General features: G+C 43.1%; 21 protein-coding genes. 3 read left to right on the top strand and 18 right to left on the bottom strand.

Annotated features, from left to right (window positions below; genetic code table 11):
• Position 1: 1 nt before the first annotated feature.
• The 11 genes from C4S61_RS08020 to C4S61_RS07970 all read right to left on the bottom strand — a co-directional run bounded on the left by C4S61_RS08020 (position 2) and on the right by C4S61_RS07970 (position 12,089).
• Positions 2-1,126 (bottom strand): glycosyltransferase family 4 protein, encoded by a 1,125-nt coding sequence (locus tag C4S61_RS08020; protein WP_103924272.1) that lies wholly within the window; start codon positions 1,124-1,126, stop codon positions 2-4.
• Positions 1,123-1,452 (bottom strand): hypothetical protein, encoded by a 330-nt coding sequence (locus C4S61_RS08015; RefSeq protein ID WP_103924271.1) that lies wholly within the window; start codon positions 1,450-1,452, stop codon positions 1,123-1,125. The genes C4S61_RS08020 and C4S61_RS08015 overlap by 4 nt, the downstream gene beginning before the upstream one ends.
• On the bottom strand, positions 1,442-1,648 hold the full coding sequence (locus C4S61_RS08010) for a hypothetical protein (RefSeq protein ID WP_103924270.1): 207 nt from the start codon (positions 1,646-1,648) through the stop codon (positions 1,442-1,444). Before C4S61_RS08010 ends, C4S61_RS08015 begins: the two co-directional genes overlap by 11 nt.
• Before the next feature lie 160 nt (positions 1,649-1,808).
• On the bottom strand, positions 1,809-2,618 hold the full coding sequence (locus C4S61_RS08005; protein ID WP_103924269.1) for a class I SAM-dependent methyltransferase: 810 nt from the start codon (positions 2,616-2,618) through the stop codon (positions 1,809-1,811).
• Between the two features lie 90 nt (positions 2,619-2,708).
• Positions 2,709-3,590, bottom strand: a complete 882-nt coding sequence (locus C4S61_RS08000; protein ID WP_103924268.1) for a class I SAM-dependent methyltransferase — start codon at positions 3,588-3,590, stop codon at positions 2,709-2,711.
• Complete coding sequence (locus C4S61_RS07995) at positions 3,587-4,978, bottom strand: O-antigen ligase family protein (protein WP_103924267.1); 1,392 nt, start codon at positions 4,976-4,978, stop codon at positions 3,587-3,589. The genes C4S61_RS08000 and C4S61_RS07995 overlap by 4 nt, the downstream gene beginning before the upstream one ends.
• Complete coding sequence (locus C4S61_RS07990) at positions 4,969-5,892, bottom strand: glycosyltransferase family 2 protein (RefSeq protein WP_103924266.1); 924 nt, start codon at positions 5,890-5,892, stop codon at positions 4,969-4,971. Before C4S61_RS07990 ends, C4S61_RS07995 begins: the two co-directional genes overlap by 10 nt.
• Positions 5,876-7,168 (bottom strand): oligosaccharide flippase family protein, encoded by a 1,293-nt coding sequence (locus C4S61_RS07985; protein ID WP_103924265.1) that lies wholly within the window; start codon positions 7,166-7,168, stop codon positions 5,876-5,878. Before C4S61_RS07985 ends, C4S61_RS07990 begins: the two co-directional genes overlap by 17 nt.
• A 13-nt stretch (positions 7,169-7,181) precedes the next feature.
• Positions 7,182-8,249: a GumC domain-containing protein gene (locus tag C4S61_RS07980; RefSeq protein WP_103924264.1), complete on the bottom strand. Its 1,068-nt coding sequence runs from the start codon at positions 8,247-8,249 to the stop codon at positions 7,182-7,184.
• Complete coding sequence (locus C4S61_RS07975) at positions 8,246-10,834, bottom strand: SLBB domain-containing protein (protein ID WP_103924263.1); 2,589 nt, start codon at positions 10,832-10,834, stop codon at positions 8,246-8,248. The genes C4S61_RS07980 and C4S61_RS07975 overlap by 4 nt, the downstream gene beginning before the upstream one ends.
• 250 nt (positions 10,835-11,084) lie before the next feature.
• Positions 11,085-12,089 (bottom strand): radical SAM/SPASM domain-containing protein, encoded by a 1,005-nt coding sequence (locus tag C4S61_RS07970; RefSeq protein WP_235009877.1) that lies wholly within the window; start codon positions 12,087-12,089, stop codon positions 11,085-11,087.
• Positions 12,090-12,208: 119 nt separating this feature from the next.
• On the opposite strand from C4S61_RS07970, the gene gldB reads away from it, so the two are divergent.
• Positions 12,209-13,213, top strand: coding sequence for a gliding motility lipoprotein GldB (gldB, locus tag C4S61_RS07965; protein WP_103924332.1), 1,005 nt, complete (start codon positions 12,209-12,211; stop codon positions 13,211-13,213).
• Here gldB and C4S61_RS07960 read toward each other — a convergent pair.
• The 3 genes from C4S61_RS07960 to nth are packed head-to-tail and all read right to left on the bottom strand — an operon-like array spanning position 13,176 to position 16,839.
• Complete coding sequence (locus C4S61_RS07960; RefSeq protein WP_103924262.1) at positions 13,176-14,396, bottom strand: glycosyltransferase family 4 protein; 1,221 nt, start codon at positions 14,394-14,396, stop codon at positions 13,176-13,178. The two genes, gldB and C4S61_RS07960, sit on opposite strands and share 38 nt — an antisense overlap.
• Positions 14,393-16,168 carry an asparagine synthase (glutamine-hydrolyzing) gene (gene asnB / locus C4S61_RS07955; protein WP_103924261.1) on the bottom strand — a complete coding sequence of 592 codons (1,776 nt, stop codon included), beginning with the start codon at positions 16,166-16,168 and terminating at the stop codon, positions 14,393-14,395. Before asnB ends, C4S61_RS07960 begins: the two co-directional genes overlap by 4 nt.
• Positions 16,168-16,839, bottom strand: a complete 672-nt coding sequence (gene nth, locus C4S61_RS07950; protein WP_103924260.1) for an endonuclease III — start codon at positions 16,837-16,839, stop codon at positions 16,168-16,170. Before nth ends, asnB begins: the two co-directional genes overlap by 1 nt.
• Before the next feature lie 138 nt (positions 16,840-16,977).
• On the opposite strand from nth, the gene C4S61_RS07945 reads away from it, so the two are divergent.
• Positions 16,978-18,060 (top strand): DmpA family aminopeptidase, encoded by a 1,083-nt coding sequence (locus C4S61_RS07945; protein WP_103924259.1) that lies wholly within the window; start codon positions 16,978-16,980, stop codon positions 18,058-18,060.
• A 3-nt stretch (positions 18,061-18,063) separates the two neighbouring features.
• On the opposite strand, the gene C4S61_RS07940 is transcribed toward C4S61_RS07945, so the two are convergent.
• Positions 18,064-19,440, bottom strand: coding sequence for a methyltransferase RsmF C-terminal domain-like protein (locus C4S61_RS07940; RefSeq protein WP_103924258.1), 1,377 nt, complete (start codon positions 19,438-19,440; stop codon positions 18,064-18,066).
• Positions 19,441-19,539: 99 nt separating this feature from the next.
• Between C4S61_RS07940 and C4S61_RS07935 the strand changes: the two genes are divergently transcribed.
• A complete protein-coding gene (locus C4S61_RS07935) occupies positions 19,540-19,899 on the top strand; it encodes a DUF1304 domain-containing protein (protein ID WP_103924257.1) in 360 nt (119 codons plus the stop codon).
• Between the two features lie 199 nt (positions 19,900-20,098).
• Here the strand turns inward: C4S61_RS07935 and C4S61_RS07930 are convergent, their stop codons facing one another.
• From C4S61_RS07930 to C4S61_RS07920, 3 genes are all read right to left on the bottom strand, one after another.
• Complete coding sequence (locus C4S61_RS07930; protein WP_103924256.1) at positions 20,099-20,416, bottom strand: nucleotidyltransferase domain-containing protein; 318 nt, start codon at positions 20,414-20,416, stop codon at positions 20,099-20,101.
• A complete protein-coding gene (locus tag C4S61_RS22645; protein ID WP_160111215.1) occupies positions 20,386-20,628 on the bottom strand; it encodes a HEPN domain-containing protein in 243 nt (80 codons plus the stop codon). The genes C4S61_RS07930 and C4S61_RS22645 overlap by 31 nt, the downstream gene beginning before the upstream one ends.
• Positions 20,629-20,835: 207 nt before the next feature.
• On the bottom strand, positions 20,836-21,084 hold the full coding sequence (locus tag C4S61_RS07920; protein WP_103924254.1) for a hypothetical protein: 249 nt from the start codon (positions 21,082-21,084) through the stop codon (positions 20,836-20,838).
• Between the last annotated feature and the right edge of the window lie 24 nt (positions 21,085-21,108).

Below are 21,108 nucleotides of genomic sequence, written 5' to 3'. Positions count from 1 at the left end.
CTTAAACTAAAGGACTCAGGATTATCTGATGAAAAGCTTCAATAAATTTTTGTGGGGAAAAGTCTTTGGATCGTCTCTTACCCATCTGGATCAGTTTCTCCCTAAGGTTGTTTTCACGATCCAAAAGTACCAATTTTTCAGTCAAGTCGGCCTGATTTCCTGTTGCAAATGTCAAGCCCCCACCACCGGCGACTTCCACCAAAGCAGGTTGGTCAGAATGAATAACAGGCAATCCAAACCCAAAAGCTTCGAGAATGGGTATGCCAAATCCTTCATTTTCAGATGGAAATACATATCCAAAGGCTCCTTCATACAATGCTTTGATCTCTCCATCCGCAATGTAGCCCGGGAGAAGTACTTTTTCCTCCAAACCAAACTCATTGACCAAATTTTCAACGGTTGGCAAATCATTCATTTGTTTACTTTCTCCGGGACCACCGGCAAGAACCAGTTTTTTATCCGATTTAGTTTTGCCCAGAAAATCGGCAAATGCTTTTACTAACAAAGGAAGATTTTTCCGTTTGTCAAAGGTGCCGATATGAAGGAAGTAACCTTGGTTGGAAAGCTGGTTTTTCGCCAAAAAATGTGCGTCTGTGGCTGTTTTTAGCCCTTTTGGTGCTTGATAGACGACAGAAATCGGAAATGAATCACCAAGATGCTCCAGCAGGGAAGTGCGGGAATATTCTGAAGTGGTGATGATTTCAGTTTGTTCTTTGAGTCCTTTCCTGATCAGGCTGGTGAAATATTTACGCCACCATCTGGAGTAGTTTTTTGGCATTTGCCAAAAAAAGGCATCGTGAATTACCGTGAGTCTCCTACAGGGAAGTGATGCGGCCGGAGAGATGAAATCCAGACAAATTAAGACATCGGGTTTGTGCTTTTTGACCAAGTCAGGGAGCAAAAACTCCTTCCATCGGAAATAGTCCAGATGATAATTCAGTTTTTGGACCTTGGTGTGGGCTGATTTGTAGGTTTTGTCGGCGGCTTGATCCTCAGGCTCATGGGTAAAAATCCACTCGATGTCAGGATGGGGATATTTCCTCACTGCTTTCGATAGTTCCATCATGTAGGTTTTGATCCCTGTGGTGGCGACGTTGAGGTATTGGAGATCGAGGAGGACTTTCAAATTTTCAATTTTTTCAAAAGTTCATTTATCCTTACTTCTGAGATATTTTCTTTCTCCGACTTGTCATAAATAGTAAGAAGGAAGACAGTTTGTCCAGAAAAAAACACATGGGTAATTATTCTCCCTCCAGAAGACTTTCCTTTGCCTTTAGATTTTATTTGAAGACGAATTTTGTAACAATCTTTGCCAATAGGCTTTCCTTGCTTCGGATTTTCCATTAAAGAATTGCCTAATTGAAAGATCTCTTCTTTTAATGAAGGATATTTTTTCAATAATTTTTTTAGTTCTTTTTGGAACTCATCGATTGCAATGATCTCAAAGCTCATTTAGAAATTCAAAAAGTGGTTTACCCTTCTTTTTTCCTTCTTTGATTAGATTAACCTCCTTCACCGCTTCTTTCAATCCTTCATAAAATTCCTCATCCTTTCGATTTAGTTTTTCAGTCTTGACATAGGTCAGCTTTTTCAGCATTTCGAGAAATGATTTTGCCTTTTCATCAGGAATTTCTACTAGTAGTTTCATAAACATCGTAGTTTAATGACCATAAGTTAAGGTTTTTTGATCTAAATCAGATTTGAGTTCCTTTCAATTCAGGTTATAAAGCCTTCATGAGTAATAAACCACACTTTTATTACTCACGAAGCGACTGTCTTTTGAGTTTTAAATTGATTTTAGCGCTTCCTCAATACTCCGACAATTCCTTTTTCCAGAATTTTTTCTCCTTTAATTCTACAATTACCTCCAGCTCCTCAGCAAATTTTTGGGTCAGGTTTCCAAGTCTTGACAGCACTTTGAATGCCAGATGGGGGGGCTTTAACTTATGTTCTTTGTAGTGGTATGGGTTAATGGTGATCTGAAAGTCATCGGATAAGGTTGCGAAGTAGGTTTTGATCTCCTGAGCGGAGTATTCTTTCCAATGATGGCCATAGGTGACTTTGGAAATGATATCGTCCACCGTGATTCCCACCGATTGCAGGGTGATGAGGTGTTTGAAATTCCTGACCCAACTGGCCAAAGCAAGCGAATTAGGTGTAGAGATGTAGATTTTTCCTCCGGGTTTAAGGATTTGATAGATCGTTTTCCAAAGCTGAATGGGATTGAACGTAATGTGCTCGAAGATCTCGGTAAACACGATCAGATCGTAGGTGTCATGGACGCTCTGGAACTCCGGCATTTTGGCCAGGTCATTCTCGACGATCGGAGTTATCCCAAATTTGGAGCCTCTATTTTTTACAAAATCCATGTCCCAAAAAACCGAGACGTCCATGCCGTCTACTTCAAAATCCATTTCGGACATAATCGTAGAAGAATGAAGATAATGACTTCCAATATCCAAGGCTTTTAGTTTTTCATATCGAGAATCGACAGGGAAATTTAAACTTAAAAATGACTCAAACCGCTCGTATCGCCTTTTGTGAAAGCGGAAGTATTCCACTTCATTGGGTTGATTCAGCTCAAAAATCTCCGATTCGATGGTTTTTATTCTATTCATCTGTAGATGTAAAAATAGGCTTTTGGTCTTGTAGATAGACTAAAAAATTGAACCAAAATCAGATTTTTGGGTAGTTGTCTAATTTGTAGATCAATGCATTTTTTGACAAATAATCCATTGATTAACATGAAAAGCATTCTGAATCAATCGATTAAATTTTTTGTGGATTGGCATTTGATAAGCTAAAAGTCTACTGATTTTTTCTCCATAATTATGGGTGTAATGATCTATGACATCTAAACCTTCCTCCTCACATAAACTTTTTAAGCGGACTTTAGGGAAAATAAACGTATGTTCTAATCCATCGATTACATCAGGGATTCTAAAACGAAGGAAATTAACCCAGCGATGAATGGTGTAAAGCCAGCTTGAAATATCAGGAGTGCCAATCGCCACAATTCCTCCCGGTTTCAAGACCCGCTTCATCTCCTGTATATATGCCCTTGGGTCCAAGACATGCTCAATCACATGGGAAATATGAATAAAGTCAAAGAAGTTGTCTGGATACTCTGCCCCCTGAATATCTCCTTGAAAAGTTTTTACCGGAAAATGCTTCTGAACAAAATCCAGGGCACCAGAATCATATTCTGTGGCATACAATTCACAGCCTAATTGATGGGCATAGGCAAGACCAAGACCTAATCCACAACCCACATCCAAAAATTTCATTCCACCCTCGAGTTTTTTTAGGAATCTAGCTTCTTTAATTATCTCACCCTTATTGAGAGTGTCTATTCGCTCAAAATGTTCAAGAATCAAATTTTTATATCCAATACTTTCGTAATGATCTTTTTCGTAGTACTGACTATAATGAATTGCTAATTCATTCTGATCTGCCATAGGATTTGCAAATACCACTTCACAACTTTCACATTTTACTCCGGAGATATGGGGACCTTTTCTTTTTGTGTCAAGAGCAAACCCTGACAAATCTTTTGATTTGCAAAGAGGACAATAGGTGTGTAAAATCATAAGTTATTTTTTTTAAGCCTTGAATATTCATTAATGCTAAATCCAATCATCCACCAAGTAATCCATGAAACATAGGTATAGATTTCCACATTAGCGGTGAAAAGAGGTAACAGGAGGCCCACTTTCACTACAGCTCCTGTAAAAGCCACTCGTGCGATGGAGGTATTTTCGGTTGAATAGAAGACTTGAATTGAATTTCTGATTCCTGTAGCTAATGTCAAAATGTATAGGATCATCCCAATCCAGCCCAGTTGTACGCCATAAATCAGAAATTGATTTTCCCCCCCCACACGAAGTTCTTCGTCCACACTTCCAAAATTTCCGCTCATTGCCAGACCGATTCCCAAAGGATTGGCCACCATTGAATCGAGCGCCAAAAGCCATTCGACCACGTGGCCAATACTGGATGTGTTTTCAAATGTCAGCGTATCAATCACGAAAAAGTAAAAATCCTCAGAAGCAAATGCGAACACATAAATCCCAAATCCAACCAGCACCAGAAAACCAGCACCGATCAGTTTGTAAAGCTTGAACACCAGCGCCACAAAGAAGATCATGATGAAAAAGGCGCCAAAAGCAGCTCTGGAAGCTGAAAAAACCAAACTCCCCAGGGAAAAAGCCATGATCAACAAATAGGGCCAGCTGTATTCTTTTTTTGAAGTCAAAAAATAAATCAATCCGGCCGCAAATCCCATCAGCACCGAACTTGCCAGCTCCAGTGGATCTGAAAAGAAACTGGCCAGTCTTTTATTTGAATTTGTTGTTTCAAAAGTCCAAGTAAGATCGAAATTACCAGTTGGATCAATGTCATTTATGACTTGGTTGTACAAGGCATATCCTGTATACTGCTGAAGATGGGCTTGCAGGAGATAATTTTCGACCAGATTAACCGCAAAAGCACCAATCGCCACAGCAAAGATGATCTTGAAAATCCAGCCAATTTCGACTTCGTCAAACCGGGTATTTCTGCCCAAAAAATAGACGAAACCAGGGATCAACATACTTTTATAATACAATGCTTTATTGAGAAAAGAAGCTTGCCCTAAAGGAAGAAGCAGATACAAAAATCCAAGGCAAAGAAACCCTAGCATCATCCAATCTGTAGACTGAAGCCTAAATGGATATTCGAAGATTCGCTTTTGAAAAAAAATGAAAATAAGTACCGCTACAAGCACCACCACTTCTTTAAGTATCTGGAAAATCCCCAGGATTTCCGGAGAGCGGGTTGCAAGAAAAATGACACTAAGCGAAGTGATGTAAAATGGGAGGAAAGCCGACAGGAAAAAGATAAAATAACTCCATTTTCCTTTGAAAATCATCTCCTGAAGCGTCCAAAGAAAACCAGCGCCTACGCCCAATGCGATCACTAGGAAAAATATCAGGGCCATCTCGTTGCGGTTTTTAATTCTGCACTTAACCCATCACGCATTCCCTTAAAGACAGATTTCATTTTTTTGAACCTTCCCCGAATCAGGAAATATCCTGCCCAACCTAAAAACCGGAAGAAATGATAAACCATTCCAACAGGGATTCCTTGGCTCCGGAGCAGCAAAAATTGGTTTCTCACATTGTAATAGAACACTCTGGGACTTAAGGTGCCCTCTGAATGTGTCTTTTTGGAAGAGCCACTCGCTTCATGATAGATCAGCGCCTTTTCTGCCAATGCAATCTCAAAACCCGCCTTTCTGAATCTTAGAGACCATTCCACATCTTCAAAATAAGCGAAATACTGCTCATTGAGCAGTCCTGTTTTCAAAATTGCCTCCCGGGAAATCAACATACAACAGCCCGTTGCCCAGTCCAGGTCCGTTTTTTTACATCGATAATCGGCCACTGGTTCGTGATCTCCGAGGGTAATAGCTCTTCCTATCGACGGAACCCATTTGCCGCCTGCACTCCAGATTTTTTTTGGATCATTTAGGAAAAGAATTAGTGGTTGAACTACTCCTAAATTTGGATCTTGATGGAATTTTCGCATCATTTCCCCCAAGAAATCAGGTGCAACTACTGTATCATTATTGAGAAGCATGATGTGTGAAACGCCCTGTTCAAGCGCATATCTGATTCCTACGTTATTTCCTCCAGAAAACCCCAGATTCTCGGTATTCTCTATCAATTCGATCTCCGGAAATGACTTTTTTAGACGTTTGCCTTCCTGATTTTGAGAAGCATTATCTACTAAAATTATCTTGAAATCAGGGAAATCCACATTGCGAAGCGAGTTCAAACATTCCTGGGTAAAGTCAAGCCCGTTCCAATTGACCAAAATAATCGCGACGGATGGATCAGGAATAAAAGCCATAAAACAGGGTCCTGTTATGTCGATACAGCAGCACCAGACAAATTAAGAATACGACTATTTCGGTGGAAATGATGGCAAAGCATAATCCGATTGGCCCAAAATGCCCCGTTAATACCGGAGCCAAAATGACCATAAACGCGCACATCAACCAACTTGCTTTAAACAATAATTGTCTCAAATCTGCGGCCATCATCATAGTTACGTTTGCGACATTCAGACAAGCTAAAAACGGCACAATTGCCAGAATTTTCAAATACAAAACAGACTCTTCCAGTGCAGTCCTTGAGAGAACCTGAACTATAAAAGGAGCGGCAAAATGAACGCATGCTGAAATGAAGAACCCAACAACCAGTACTTTCTTATACACCCTTTTCATGAATTTGAAGAATGCAGGTAAATCCTCGGTGTAAAGTCTGCTGGCATTTGGAATAATTGCCTGAAAAATAAAAGGTGGAAATAGTCTCAAAACCATAATCACTCGCTCTGCCAGACTGTACATCCCAAGGGTCTCCGCATTGGCAAAGAAACTCAACACGATCAATCCTCCACTGATGGAGATATGGCTCGCCAGATTGCTGAAGAAAAGTAATGAATTGTCTTTCAGACTTTTCCAAATCGCCGAAAACTCAGGCTGGTAGAACGCTATTCCAAGAAAAGAATGGATATACCCCAAAAGCAAAAGATTGATTCCCAAACCAAAGAAACCCATCAGAAAATTCACCCATTTGCTCTCTTCTGGCGAATGGATAAACAGGACAATGCCCATCAGAAAAAGCAACTTGGAAAAGATATTGGCGATGGAGACCAGCTTCATTTTTTCCAAGCCCTGAAAAAACCAGAGCGGTAACGTAGCCTCGGAGAAAAGCAAAAGCACCGAAAAAACCAGAATCATCTGGTATTCTTCAAATAGATTGAATCCAAAAACACTCACTAAAATCAGCAAAGTAGCCAAAGAAGCGAGTAGAATTTTTCCCGAAAAGACATTGGAAACCACATGAGAAAGAGCCTCTTTGTCTCCCTGCAAGATGGCCACCTCTCTGGGAGCACTCAAATTATAGCCAAAGCCGACGAGAATATTGAGAAGAATAATGACCGATAAAGCCAGATTGACCAAGCCAAATTGATCCACACCGATACTCTGAATCAAAAGCGGCATGGAGATGATCGATATCAGCACATTGGAGGATTGGATTAACGCCAAAAAAATGAAATTCTGAAAGGATTTGTTTCGGATGTAATTTCCGAATGGAATGAGCAGGTTTAGTTTTTCAAACACGACAGCTTAGGGTTTAGCTTTCCTGCACATGCTTTTGATACAGCCTGCGAAAATAAAGTCCAAAAACCACCAATAACCCGGTGATCACCGCCCCGAGAACCATTCCTTTGACCAATCGTATTTCTGATCGCTTCAGTGGGAGTCTCGGCGAGTCAATGATCTGAATCAGCGGAGAATTGTTGCGATGATTCACTTTGGCGATCTCCAAATTTTTGACGATCTCTTGATACACCGCACTGGTTGCCTGGACGTCAATTTGTCTTTTCCTGCTTTCAACAGTGGCTGAACTTAGCAGCGGATTAGCATTTGGAACCCGATCGGTAGCGCTGGCATAGGCGCCGATACTTTGATCCAAAATGGTCCGAACACTATCGGCCTGAGTTTGGAGAATAGAAAGATTTTCCCCCGTTTTTTTGGTCTTGGTTTCGAGGTAGAAGGAATTCACCTTTTCCACCAGTTTCTCATTGAAAACTTTGGCAAACTGTTCGTCTTTGGAAGAAATGCTGACTTGGATGATGCTGAGTTTGCGATCCGGTTTCGCGACAGCCAATTGATTTTCACGGATGAGCTTGGCCACTTCTTTTACCACAGAATCCTGAGTTACCGAGAAATTTTCTCTGGGAATGGAAAAGTCAAGGGATTCAAAATCTACTTTTGAAGCCCACTTCCTGTCCAGTTCCTGAAACTCCACAAATCGGTCGATCAAGAGCTGATTTTCGCTGAATTCACTCAACAAGGTTTCACCCAGCATCCGGTCGGAGCGGTACAGTTCCATGATATTGTCCCCTTGGAAAAGGCCGCTTGTACTTCCCAGCGATCCTAGGTTGACCCCAACAAGGGAAGCCAATCCGGACATTTGGCCGATTCCGCCACTGTCGCCTTCTTCCAACACAAAGGACGTTTCGGCATGGAAAACAGGCTTTTTGAATTTGGAAACCAGTGCTCCCAAACCAATGCCAATGACCCCGGCAAGTAGGAGAATTTTCCATCGGGAAAGAAAATATGCAAACCACTCTCCGAGATTTTGAAAAACCTCCTTTAGCGTAAACTGGTTTTCAGAAAAATGCTTCGAACCTGTCATTTCCAGTTGATTTGAGATAAAACGAGGGCAAGAGTCGCTAAACCTGTGGTCACACCTACTACGTCTCCGAGACGTAAAGGTACTCTAGGTCCTTTGGTTGGCACAATTACCTCAGCTCCGGGTTCTATTGGAGGGAAATTTCGGATCCCGAAAAAGCCCTTGGTCCGCTTCACGGCACCATTGGCATAGACCACGTAGGTTTGTTTTTTGTTGGCTCGGCGTTCAAATCCACCGGCACCATTGATGTAGTGTTTGAGACCGCGTCCAGTTTCGTGACGGAGTGTAGTCGGGTAGACCACGTCTCCCCGCATTCGCACGGTTTGAAGGAGTTTAGGTACCGATAGAATATCCCCTTCTTCGAGGATCAGATCATCTTCTGATCCTGGATTTCCGATGATTTTTTGCAAATCGATAGCGACTGCTTCCGTTTCCTTGAGCTTCACTGCAAAGCCAGGGGTCCCGGCTGCGATCTGATCCAAGGATTCTTTTTTCGCGCTTGCAAGTGCTGTGTCGATGGGATTTGCATTTTCAGTGGGCAGATCTTTAAACAAACGTTGAAGCATTTCTTCCTGTGCCTCAGAATTGTTTGGATCCTCGATCAACTTCATTCTCAAAGCCTCCAGATTTCGTTGCCGGCGGATCTGCTCCGATTCGGTGTTGAAAAATTCCGTCCGACGGATCAAGGTTGCCCCTTTTGAGTAAGCAAACTGATTGAGTCCGCCGGCCCGTTTCACCAAATCGGAAATTCGCTCCAGGCTATTTTCGATTGCAAAAATCCCTGGGGAATTCACCTGACCTTCTACTGCCACCAGACGTTGCATCGTAAAATTGGCTCGCTTTCGGATGATTACTTGATCAAAAGGGAGCAAGCTTGGTGAATCCGAGGTGATGGAAAGATCCGGATTGACACGTGCCGGAATGATGTCGGCCAGTGTTCCAAGATCAGAATCTTCCAGTCTCCTGGCGATTTCGATGTCCTGCGCATTGGCGGATTCCTGAAGTCCTCCTGCCAAAATAATCAGTTCCTCGATCTTCATGGATTCAGAGTAGGGATAAGTCCCGGGTCTCTTTACTTCTCCCAAAATCTGCACATAGCGTTCATTTTGGACATCATAAATGCTGGAAATCCGGATCACGTCCTCGCGCTGCAATACCACGTCAGGCGCAGAACCTGCCAAAACATTCCTTAAGTTGACCTCAATCATTTCTGTGCTGAGATCAGATTTGGTTCGGAGTATGCTGGCACGCTCCAGGTAGGCATCGCCCCTGAGTCCTTCTGCATTTTTTACCAATTGAGACAAGGTCAATCCTTCGGAAAGCGCAAATGTACCCTCCCGATAGACGGCTCCTCTGATCTGAACCCGATTGCTAAAACGATCCAGAATTCTGCTCACCGTGATTTCATCTCCTCCTTTTAGGATAAAAAGATTGAATTGATTTTGATAGACATCAGATACGGAGCGTTGATTTCCCGTAATTCTCGAGATAGCCACGCGATCTTTAAATGCCAAATCCGTGAACCCTCCGGAATAGCTTAACAGATCCTCAAATGTGTCTTCCGGACTGATTTCAAAGGTCATCGGACGTTTTACTTCGCCCTTGATTTTGATTCTGGAGAGGAAAGGAGAAACCAAAATCACATCCTGATCCTGAAGCTGCAAATCCAAATCAGCTGTTCCATTGATCAGCAGATCATAGACATCGATTTCAGCGATTGGAAGGTTGTTACGGATCACTTTGATTGCTCGCATGGTACCGTTTTCATTTGGGCCACCGGCAGAATAGAGTGCATTGAAAACTGTAGAAAATGCACTGAGCGTAAATGTGCCAGGCAGTCGAACTTCACCTAAAATGTGGACCTTGATCGTTCGGACATTTCCCAAAGTTACCTGAAGGAAGGTTGTTGGATTGGTCCCTGAGAGTCCCGGGTAATATCTGGAAACTCTGCTTTTGATGATTCCTGTCGCTTCGGTGATGGTCTTTCCGGATACCGAAATGGGTCCGATATTGTCCAAAATCACGAATCCGTCAGGATTTACCGTGGCCTCGTAGTATTGTTCGGATTGACCGTAGATATCCACAAATACTACGTCTCCCGGACCCAAGATGTAGCTTTGGGGTGTAGCTTGATTTAGGCTTGGTTCGAAACTTAGCCGACGGTTTTTTTGATAAAAAAGGGATGTTCCGAAGATTTCTTCGCTTGATGTCGGTTCTTGAATTTCCGCTTGCGGTTGGTAGATTCCCTGTGTGATCTCATTGAGGTCCATTTGCTGTCGGGGTTCTCTGCGGGAGACATTTGTGCTCCGGGTTTTGGAGCTGCCCAGATCAAGGTCACCGATTCGGTTTCGCAATTTTTCCACCTCAGATGATGGCATCCCTCTGAGTTGGGCCATTTGTAGAAAATCATCTACAGAAAGTCCTGCCTCATTGGCCCGATTGACTAATTCTTCCACCTGATCATCGCTCAGTTCATCGACTTTGATGGTAGTCAGGTCAGTATTTTGCTGTGCAAAAGCTGACGGAATTGAACCTATCAGCAGCGTGATTAAGGCAAAAAAATACCAGATTCGTATGTTTGAAATCATGAGCTAAAAGACTATTCCGTGTGGATATCGGGCAATTACGGTTATCAAAAATCCATCAATTTCTTAATTCTACCAAATATAGGTCCAAAAAGTCCCTTTTCGATCAGATCCTAAATCAAGGAATTGAACAATAATTTGGATATTTGAAAATTTAAAATTGAGAATCCGGATCTAGTTGACCACATTGAACGAGTGGGAAAAATTCTATTTGAAAGAAAATAGCCGAAAATAACTCTGTAGTGCTTTTGTCCTACTCCGTACAATTCCTGCAAATCTCAATCTGAGTTCGGTCGGCTAGCAGCTGTTTTCTGAAGTTAAAATAAGGCATGGCATTCCATATTGTGCTTAGAGTCTGATTTTTTAGCTCACCCATTACATGGTTGGCGTCTTTGTCAAAACAGCAGGGGACGACCTTCCCGTCCCAAGTTACGACAGCCCCTTCCCACATTCGCCAGCACTTGTTTTCCAGTTGCTTTTTCAGCTTCCATTTCCCATTTCCCAAGGGAAGGTATCGGGAATAACCCAAGTCTTTTGGGATTAGATCAGACCCGTTTTCGAAGTCATAAATTTGGGTGGTTTTGAGCTGCAGCTCATCTACTTCCATAGCTTTAGCCCAAGATTTCAAGGCGGGAAGCTGATGCTCATTTTGTCCGGTTACCAAAAATTGCAGCACAATTCTCGGGAAGTGTTGTCCTGCTTTTTTGCGCTTCGAAATCAACCGCCCCAGTCCTTCCTGAACTTTACTTAGATTTCCTCCTACCCGATATTGCTCATAGACTTCCTGAGTGATTCCATCCATAGATACAATTAGCTGTTTCAATCCACTTTTCAGAATTCCGGCAACCTGTTTTTCATTAAGGTAATGTGCATTGGTGGAGGTGGAGGTAAAAATCCCCTTTGAATCAGCGTAGCGCACCATTTCCAGAAATCGAGGATTCAAAAACGGTTCGCCCTGAAAGTACAGATGAAGCCATGAAAGGTGGCCTTTAACCTGATCAATGACCTGCTCAAAAAGTTTTTCCTGCAACATCCCGGTGGATCTTGAAAACGAGCGCAACCCGGAAGGACACTCCGGACAGCGTAAATTACAACTTGTGGTAGGTTCGATGCTGAGCGCGGTAGGTTTGCCCCACATGATGGGTTTTTGAATTACCTGGCTAAGATGAAATGAACTTCGGAGCAGTAGGTAATTCATGACTTTTTGAAAAGTCAGGTATCGAAAAAATGCCAGTCCGGTAATCCACGTGTTTTTCACCTGGGAAAGTACGGTATTACGATCTGAAGAAGCAACCCGCAAAACGCCAAGGGATCCTGGGTTACCTTTCAAGGGAATTGGATCGGATTCCTTATTTTTGGAGCCGAAACCAAAATTCCATGCAGCTAAAGCAAATTATCTATCTACTTCCGATCTTGTTTCTTGTGGTTGCCTGCGGCAAAAAAAACGAAACCTGTGAACTTGATCCCAAGATTTTGGATCAGGACTTGGATGTGACTGTTACCCGACTGGAGGATGCTTTTTTTGGTGCCCAATCAACCCAGGATTACCTCTTTTTATTGGATAAGTATCCCGATTTTGCAGAATTATACCTCCAGCAAAGTCTGTATTTCTCTCCCGATTCACTGGCTGCAAATCTTTTGGAAGTCCATCAGGATTCTGCACTCCGAGTGCTGTATGATTCTGTCAAAGTCGAATTTGCTGACATTTCCGACCTTGAAAACGAGCTGGAGACAGCCTTCAAAGCCATCAAATATTATTTTCCTGATTTTAAAGCGCCTAAAGTTTACACCTTTGTTTCGGGGTTCAACTCGGATTTGATCGTGAGCGAAGATATGATCGTCATTGGTCTGGATTATTTTCTTCCGGCTGATCATACTTTTCAGCCTGATATTGCCCGATACATGGCTGTAAGGTATGAAAAGGAATATCTCGTGCCGATGATCGTCCTTGCTATTTCATCCAAATACAACATTACCGATCCTGCACAAAACACCTTGCTTTCGGAAATGATCTTTTATGGCAAAGCTTATCATTTTGTCAAAGCGATCCTACCCTGTACCTCTGATCAATACATCATTGGTTACACACCCGAGGAGATTGCCGAGTGCTTTGACAACGAGGAGTACATTTGGGCGCATTTTGTGGAAAATGAATTGCTCTACGAAACCAATCCCTTCGAAATCCGAAAATACATCGGAGAGGCACCATTCACGGATGCCATATCCACCAATGCTCCCGGAAGGTTGGGCCGATGGCTGGGATGGAATATTGTGGATGATTACCGGTTCAATCAGGATTTGGACTTGGCCGCATTGATGATGGAATTTGATGTGGAGAAGATTTTCAGGCAGTCCGGATATCGACCGCGTCGGCCTGAGTAGCTTTTGGACGGGGCTGGATGACTTCCAAAAGTCTGCGCACAGCAAGCTCTTTTGAAAAATAAGCTTCAGCTAATTTTCTGGAATTCCTGCCCATTCGCGCTACTTCGACGGGATTTTCCGCCAGGGTTTCCAGCTTCGCAAAAGTGGCCACCATCTTTCCCGGAAGACAGGAAATCCCAAGTTCATGGGTTTTTATCAAGTCATAGACCCAGCCTTTGTGATTGACCAGAATGGCTTTTCCAGCAGCTAAAGCATCAAAAAACTTATTGGGGCTGTTGGTTTTCAAGACTGGCAAATGCGCAAATGATATCCAGGCAAAATCTGCGAGACTCAGCACTTCATTTACATCCTCCTTTGAACCGAAAGGGATAAAGTGGACAGTCGACAGTTTTTTTGTCTGAGCGATTTTCTTTAAATCTTCTTCGTGACTTCCTGTTCCCATGATCAGGAAATTCCATTTTTTATCGTGGTTTTGAGCCATTTCTGCCAAATCCAACAGTTCCTCCACCGCATTGACTTGGCCAAGGGCACCCGTGTAGGCGATGGTCAGACCATCAGACAGGCTGAGCTGTCTGAGTAGTTTTTGATTTTTCTCTTTTGGGAAAAACACCTCCAGATTCGAAAAATTCGGGATCAATGCTACATCACGATTTGGACTGACTTTCTGCAAATGCGCGATTATCCCAGGGGAAAGGGCAACCAAACTCAGTGCCTGATCATAGATGCGCTTCTCCAGCCTGTAAAGAAATGATTTTGCGACAGGATTTCGAATGGCCCCCACCTGTATGGGTGCTTCCGGCCAGAGGTCGCGCACTTCAAAAATATAGGGTAAAGCCAACTGTTTTTTTGCCCATAGACCGATCAAACCTGTGGTCAGCGGAGTCGAGGTAATGTACAGTAGATCCGGTCTTGGTAGCTTTTTGATCAGCCTTCTGGCCTTCAACACAAACTTCCAAAATGCCCGGATTCGCTTCAGAAAGCCATATTTCTGGTCATATTTCACCGGCAAATAATGCACTCGAATACCATCAATCCAGCGCTGATCGTAATCAGGGAAATTGTGCGCCGTAATCATTTCCACATCGATTCCTGCATTTACCAGACCCTTGGCGAGGTGATAAGACCGCACCGCCCCTCCTTGGTCTGGGGTGCGGAAATACTGATGGATGTAGATGACCTTCATAGCTGTCGCAATTTCGCCCATTCTGCCAAAAGAAACAGATTATAAAGGGTAAGGAATTGTGTTTTGGCACCTGTCTCCGGATTTTGAAGGAGCTGTCTTACGGGATTGGAGAAGTGATCACCGTGAGTAAGGTCAAAGGTCTTGACTGTTGCGAAAATCTTTTTTGAGAATTCTCCTTTTTCCCTAAGCCATTCTTTGAGGGGCAAACCAAATCCGAATTTTTTACGATCTGCTACCCAAGACAGTTGATTTTCACGAAGTAAATTCTTGATCCAGGGTTTGCCCGTAAAAAGTTTGGGTTCTTCCACTTTTTGCCAAAGCGCCAAAAGTGTCGTATCGAGATAGGGCGCTCGACCTTCGATACCATGCGCCATCAAGGCATTGTCATGGATTTTTAAGACGTCCTGTACCAGATAGACCTGTCGGTCAAAGTCCAGCATACGCTTGTATTCCGAGAGTTTGGAATTGAATATTCGCTCGTAGTCCCCGGTGAGTTCCGAAGGAGGATTTTGCAGTGCAGAAAAATTCAGAAAAGTATGATTGGGATCAGGCCGGATTCCTGACATGAACTTTTTCCATTCCCTACCAAAAGGAAACATCTCCAGAAATCCTGCCCATTTGCTCCAAAATTCATGTTGATCCCAAAATCTGGAAAAAGCCTGATGCCTTTGATACCCGCCCCAAAGTTCATCTGCTCCTGCGCCTGAGATCAGGACTTTGACTTCCGATTTGGCCTTCTTGCCAATCAACCAGGTCAAAAAACCTGCTGAATCGCCTATTGGAAGATCTACCGATCTAATGTATTCATCCCAGTTTTCCAGGAAGATTTTTTGATCCACATCGATCAGCTGATGTTTGGTTGGAATCTGTTTGGAAAATCGAATGGCCTGATCCCCGTCCGAGTACGTTGTACGGTATTTTTTTTCGTGCTGAATCGTGTAGGAAGGAAGTTGGATTCCGGTTTTTTTGTACCAAAGTGAATACAACAGACTGCTATCTGCCCCGCCACTGAGCAGCATTCCTACAGGTACATCTGCATGAAATTGATTGAGAACTGCCTTTTCCAGACGTTCGGAAAAGTCTGCCTGAGAGGGGACTGAATTTTTTTCTTTTGACACCTTGAGCGTATCCCACCTGAAGGTGTCATGACGGAATATGGTGCTGTAGCGCCCGGGTTTCCAAGCGCTGATTCCCCGATGAAAAGTCTTTCCCGGAGCGGGAGCTCTGAAATAGAAGTAGTGTTCCACCTGATCCCAGTCCGGGGCATAGTTTTGGAAGGTTGTGATGCCTCTGAGTTCTGAAGAAATCACCAGATTATCCGGACTTTGGGCGTAATAGAGTGGTTTTTCGCCGTTCCGATCCCGGGCGACCAAGACAGATTTGCTGATCAGATCGATGTATATCAATGCAAACATGCCATTAAGCTTTTCCAGTCCTTTAGCACCAAAAACGCGAAGGTAATGAAGTAAGACTTCTGTGTCAGATTGGGTAATAAATTCGATTCCCATTTTCATCAACAGGCTTTTCAACTCCAGGAAATTGTAAATCTCCCCATTCAAAATCAACAGACTGTTCCCGTCCGGAGCCCAAAAAGGCTGGTCAGCATCTGATCCTGGGTGCAGAATTTTTAGGCGATTTACTCCGATCCAGAGTCCATTCCAGGGTGAATAAATGGCCGACTGATCCGGCCCTCTGTGATGTGTGGCATCCACCAATGCCTGTATTGACTTTTTGCTTGCCTTTTTTCCCCAGATCAAATGGATCCCACACATCAGGAGCTCACTCCCTCCTTCAAAGTCTTCCCTTGATTTTTTTCAAAATATTTACAAAAATGAGTCAGCGTACATTCCTCGCATTTGGGTCGGCGAGCGAGGCAAACGTACCTCCCGTGGAGAATCAGCCAATGATGTGCGATGTGGATGTGCTGTTTTGGAATATGCTTGACGAGTTGCTTTTCCACCTCCAGGGGTGTTTTGGCAGTCAGAGGAACAAGCCCAAGACGTCGTGAAACCCGAAACACATGGGTATCAACAGCCATATTGGGCTGATTCCAGACCACAGAAGTGATGACATTGGCGGTTTTTCGGCCCACGCCCGGCAGCTTGGTAAGTTCCTCGACGGTTGAAGGTACTTCTCCTCCAAATTCTTCCATCAGCATCTTTCCCAGTCCGATCAGGTGTTTGGTTTTGTTATTTGGATAGGAGATAGAACGGATATAAGGAAAAAGCTCATCAAAGTGTGTGGCAGCCAAGTGTGCAGCAGTAGGAAAATGTTTAAATAGTTCTTGTGTGACGATGTTCACCCGCTTGTCAGTGCATTGGGCAGAAAGAACCACAGCGACCAACAGCTGAAAGGGGTTTTCATACTGTAATTCGGTCTCTGCGACTGGCATGTTCGTAGAAAAATGGGTAATAAAAGCTTCGTATCGCTGTTTTTTGAGCATGTATAAATTCTAGTTGTAAAGGAACGTTAAGATAGGTATAATTAGATTATTGGAAGATTTGAAAATTGAAAAATTAGTCGCGTCATGTTTTTATTTAGGTCTATTTTGAGTTTAAGTTTATTCTCAATCATTTCAACGATGCAAATGTCTTTTTGTCAAACGCGTCCTCGTGAATTAGGGATCTCATTTGGTATCCTTCCCACTGGTCCGCTCAATTCCATCACTGATGTAGCAGGAGTGAAAGTAGGCCATTTTACCAAAATAGAAGGAGAAAGCATCCGAACCGGGGTTACCGCAATTTTGCCACACGGTGAAAATCTATTTCAGGAAAAAGTGCCTGCCGCAATTTTTGTCGGCAATGGATTCGGAAAACTGGCCGGAGTCACCCAAGTTCAGGAGCTGGGCACGCTTGAAAGTCCAATTATCCTCACCAATACACTAAGTGTAGCGGCTGGAATTGAAGGTGTTGTCAAGTATTCGTTGGCGCAGTCTGGAAACGAAAATGTCCAATCTGTCAACGCGGTAGTTGGTGAGACTAACGATGGTTACCTCAATGATATCCGAGGCATGCATATCTCTTCAAATGAGGTGATTGAGGCAATTCAAAATGCCAAAACCGGATCAGTGGAAGAGGGAAATGTCGGAGCTGGCACAGGAACGGTTTGCTTTGGCTGGAAAGGTGGAATCGGAACTGCGTCACGAAAATTACCTGTAAGCCTCGGTGCGTACACGGTAGGCGTATTGGTTCAAACCAATTTTGGAGGGAATCTCCAGATTGCAGGGGTACCTGTAGGTGAAAAATTGGGAAAATATCCCTTCAAAGACGCGCTGGAGAAGTCCGATGGGAGTTGTATGATTGTGGTGGCTACAGATGCTCCCGTTTTGGAGCGGAATCTGGAGCGAATGGCACAGCGAGCCATAATGGGTTTGGCCAAGACGGGGGGAATCGCATCCAACGGTTCGGGGGATTATGTGATTGCATTTTCCACTGCGAAGGGTTTGAGAATTCCTCACGCTATACCTGCTTTATCACTTCAAAAGGCAGCGTTTCTGGGGAATGACGACATGACTTCACTTTTCCTTGCAGTCATCGAAGCAACTGAAGAAGCGATTATCAATTCACTTTTTGCGGCCGAGACGATGACCGGTAAGGAAGGAAGAACTGTGGAGGAATTGCCCAAGGGGAAAGTTTTGGAATGGGTGAAAAAAGAAAATCACTAACATTCACATCCTGATTCGCCACTCTTTAGGGAAATAGTTGTTCACTCTATTTCCGAGATTTTTGACCCAGCCGAGTGGTAGGTTTTGGTAGGTCAGCAGTACCCAACCTATAGGCAAATCGGAAATTTCCTGATCGTTTTTTCGAAAAAAATCCACCGCTTGATCTAAGTTGAGCTCATGAGTAGCGAAGCCATTTTTTGGCAAATTGGACAAGGCCCATTCGTGGGAAGGAATCCAGTCGTTTTTCTGTTTTTTTCCCAGTTCAACTCCAAAATAGCGCAAACTCAAATGCACCGCTATCCGCTCAAAATGCCGGAAGAATTTTTGATCGATCCTAAAAACAGAGTCGTTGAGACTATAGTATTTTCCTTTCCCGTCAAAGCCTAATTCTGTATCAAAGCCGTATTCTTCCCGCTCATTGATTGATTTTAGGACTGGATGTTTGAAGTCCTTGATTTTACCGGGTTCCTGAGTCGAGGCAGAATCAGGACGTTTCAGTACTGTAATAAATAAGCCTTCTCCCTCGACTTTGTGAGGGAAAAACCGATAGCCAAAGAATGTCCCATCGGGAGTTTCCACTTGGGATTCTACGATATTCCAACTTGGATCGAGCGGAACTTGAATGGGGTCAAAAGCGAACTCCTCCGTGAGAAATTTGATCATTTCCTCATTTTCCTGCCCATTAAACGTGCAGGTGGAATAGATCAGGTATCCACCACCTTTGACCAAAGCTCCGGCCTTGTCCATGATTCGTTTTTGTCGGGATGAGCACAGCATAACGTGATCTGGTGACCATTCCTCCCGGGCTTGAGGATCTTTTCGAAACATACCTTCCCCAGAGCAAGGGGCGTCCACCAAGACCAAATCAAAAAATCCTTCCAAAGGCTCAAAATGATCAGGGTCGTTATTGGTCACGATGATATTTCCCAAACCCCATTTTATTGCATTTTCTTTTAAAATCTGAGCGCGGGATTGGATGACTTCATTGGCGACTAGCGTGCCTTCATCTCCCAGAAAAGTAGAAAGTAAGGTGCTTTTTCCTCCGGGAGCAGCTGCCAAGTCCAGGTAAATTCCTTTGGGTATTTTCAAACTTTTCAGCACATGCTCGATAAACATGGAGGAGGCTTCCTGCACATAATAGGCTCCTGCCTGAAATGCCGGATCAAGGGTAAAACTTGGTCGCTCTTCTAGAAAAAATCCGTGTTCCGACCATGGAATGGGAGTCCTAGGCCAATTTGGAGAAAATGGTTTTGCCGGATTGAGCCGGATGGAAGTACGAGGAGCTTGATTTACTGCGGCTTTGAAATCTTCAAATTCTTGCTTTCCCAAAAGGGTCCGCATTTGGGATTCAAAGTCTTTGGGCAGTTGGATTTCGGACATGAAGCAAAGATAGGTTTTTCGGTCAACGGTCAACAGTCAACGGCGGTGGACTGTCGTCTGTGGACTGTTGACCTTTTTTCATATCTTCAAATAAAAACAATGGAACTTCTCACCAACCTCGTCATCGGCTTGATAGCCGCACTTCATCTGTATTTTTTATGGTTTGAGATGTTTGCCTGGGAGACGACAGGGCGAAAAATCTTTCGTCAAATGCCGGCAGAAATGTTCCCCAAGACAAAGGCTTTGGCTGCAAATCAGGGATTGTATAATGGGTTTTTGGTGGCAGGCTTGGTTTGGTCCTTAGTGATTTCAGAGCTGGTTTGGGCGGATAAAGTAGCCTTGTTTTTTCTGACCTGTGTGCTGATCGCAGGGATATTTGGAGGAATTACGGCAAGTAAAAAGATCTTTTATTTGCAGGGCCTGCCTGCGTTGGTGGGGATTGTGTTGATTTTAATTTGATCCTATTTACCGCAGGTGCCGCATCCAATTCGAAGGTTTTTTTTCCACAGACAGAGAAATGGGTATTTAGGATATTAAAAGTGCCAACGGTACGTCCTGTATTAGCCAAGTATGCAATGCAGGGTTTATATAAATGATCCAGTGTCGAGTGCTGAAAGCACGAACTTTTTTTAACCGTAAGTGCCGATGAATAGCCATTTCATACTATCTGGATTCCAGTTTGCTTAACTTTTGTGATTAAAGGTGAGTTTTCTGAACTCTCATAATTTTTAGTTCCAATCATTATAGGCTCGATTCTAGAATTTACTTTACTGGTTAGACACCATACCCTTCCTACCAATTTATCATTGGATTCTTCAAACCCATCAGAAATCAATAAAACATCAATATCGCTATCCTCTGAGGCAGAGTTATCGCTATAACTTCCATATAAGAAAGCTTTTCTGACTGAAATGCCTTCAGCTCGAAGGATTTCAATGTATTTTTTTAATAGTTGGATAACCTCTCCTTGAGCCATAATAATTGCTTTTTTGTTTCTATCAAATAATCTTGTACATCACGAAGTTCTGGAATAAACGGTTGATATCCAGGATATCTTCCTTCCAATTGATATTTCATCAGCACTCCGAAAAACTCTAAAGTATCATCGCTAAGTACAAGGTTAGATTTTTCAGAAAGATAGATCAAGTTATGAGTTTTGGGGGCTATTTCACCCGTGACTTTGACCACATGCGCTTTAATCGCTTTTTAGATAACCAAATGACAAAAGAATAATCCATGGAGAAATCTGCGTTTTTCAATCAGAATTTCGGCAACTTCCAGATCCGCTTCCGCTCCAGTAATCCAATATTCCGCTTGTTTTTCAATGTTTATTCCCATTTGTATCGACTTTGTAAACTTTCAGTGCAAATAATCCCTTTTCCGACCAAAAAATCTTCATAGAATCCTGCCTGCTTTGATTCGGTTTTTGAGTTCTTCTTGAGAAATAAATCGACCTGCCTTGATATCATCCTCTGCCTCTGCCACCCGGTTTTCAAATTCTTCCATGGACATTGGAAAAAGTGTCTTTTGATAGGTATCAAGAACTGTTTTCTTTCGAATAGACTCTAATTGATCCAAAATCTCTTCGTCCTGAAGATTGGATAGCCAAGAAATCAAATCAATTTTCTTCTCTGCAATGGTCATAGTTACTTCTTTTGAAAATTCAAT

Origin of the sequence: Algoriphagus boritolerans DSM 17298 = JCM 18970 (genome assembly GCF_900108085.1) — a bacterium.
GTDB classification, from domain to species: Bacteria; Bacteroidota; Bacteroidia; order Cytophagales; family Cyclobacteriaceae; genus Algoriphagus; species Algoriphagus boritolerans.
Note: the sequence above shows the minus strand (reverse complement) of the source record. Positions and strands in the feature narration are given on the sequence as shown.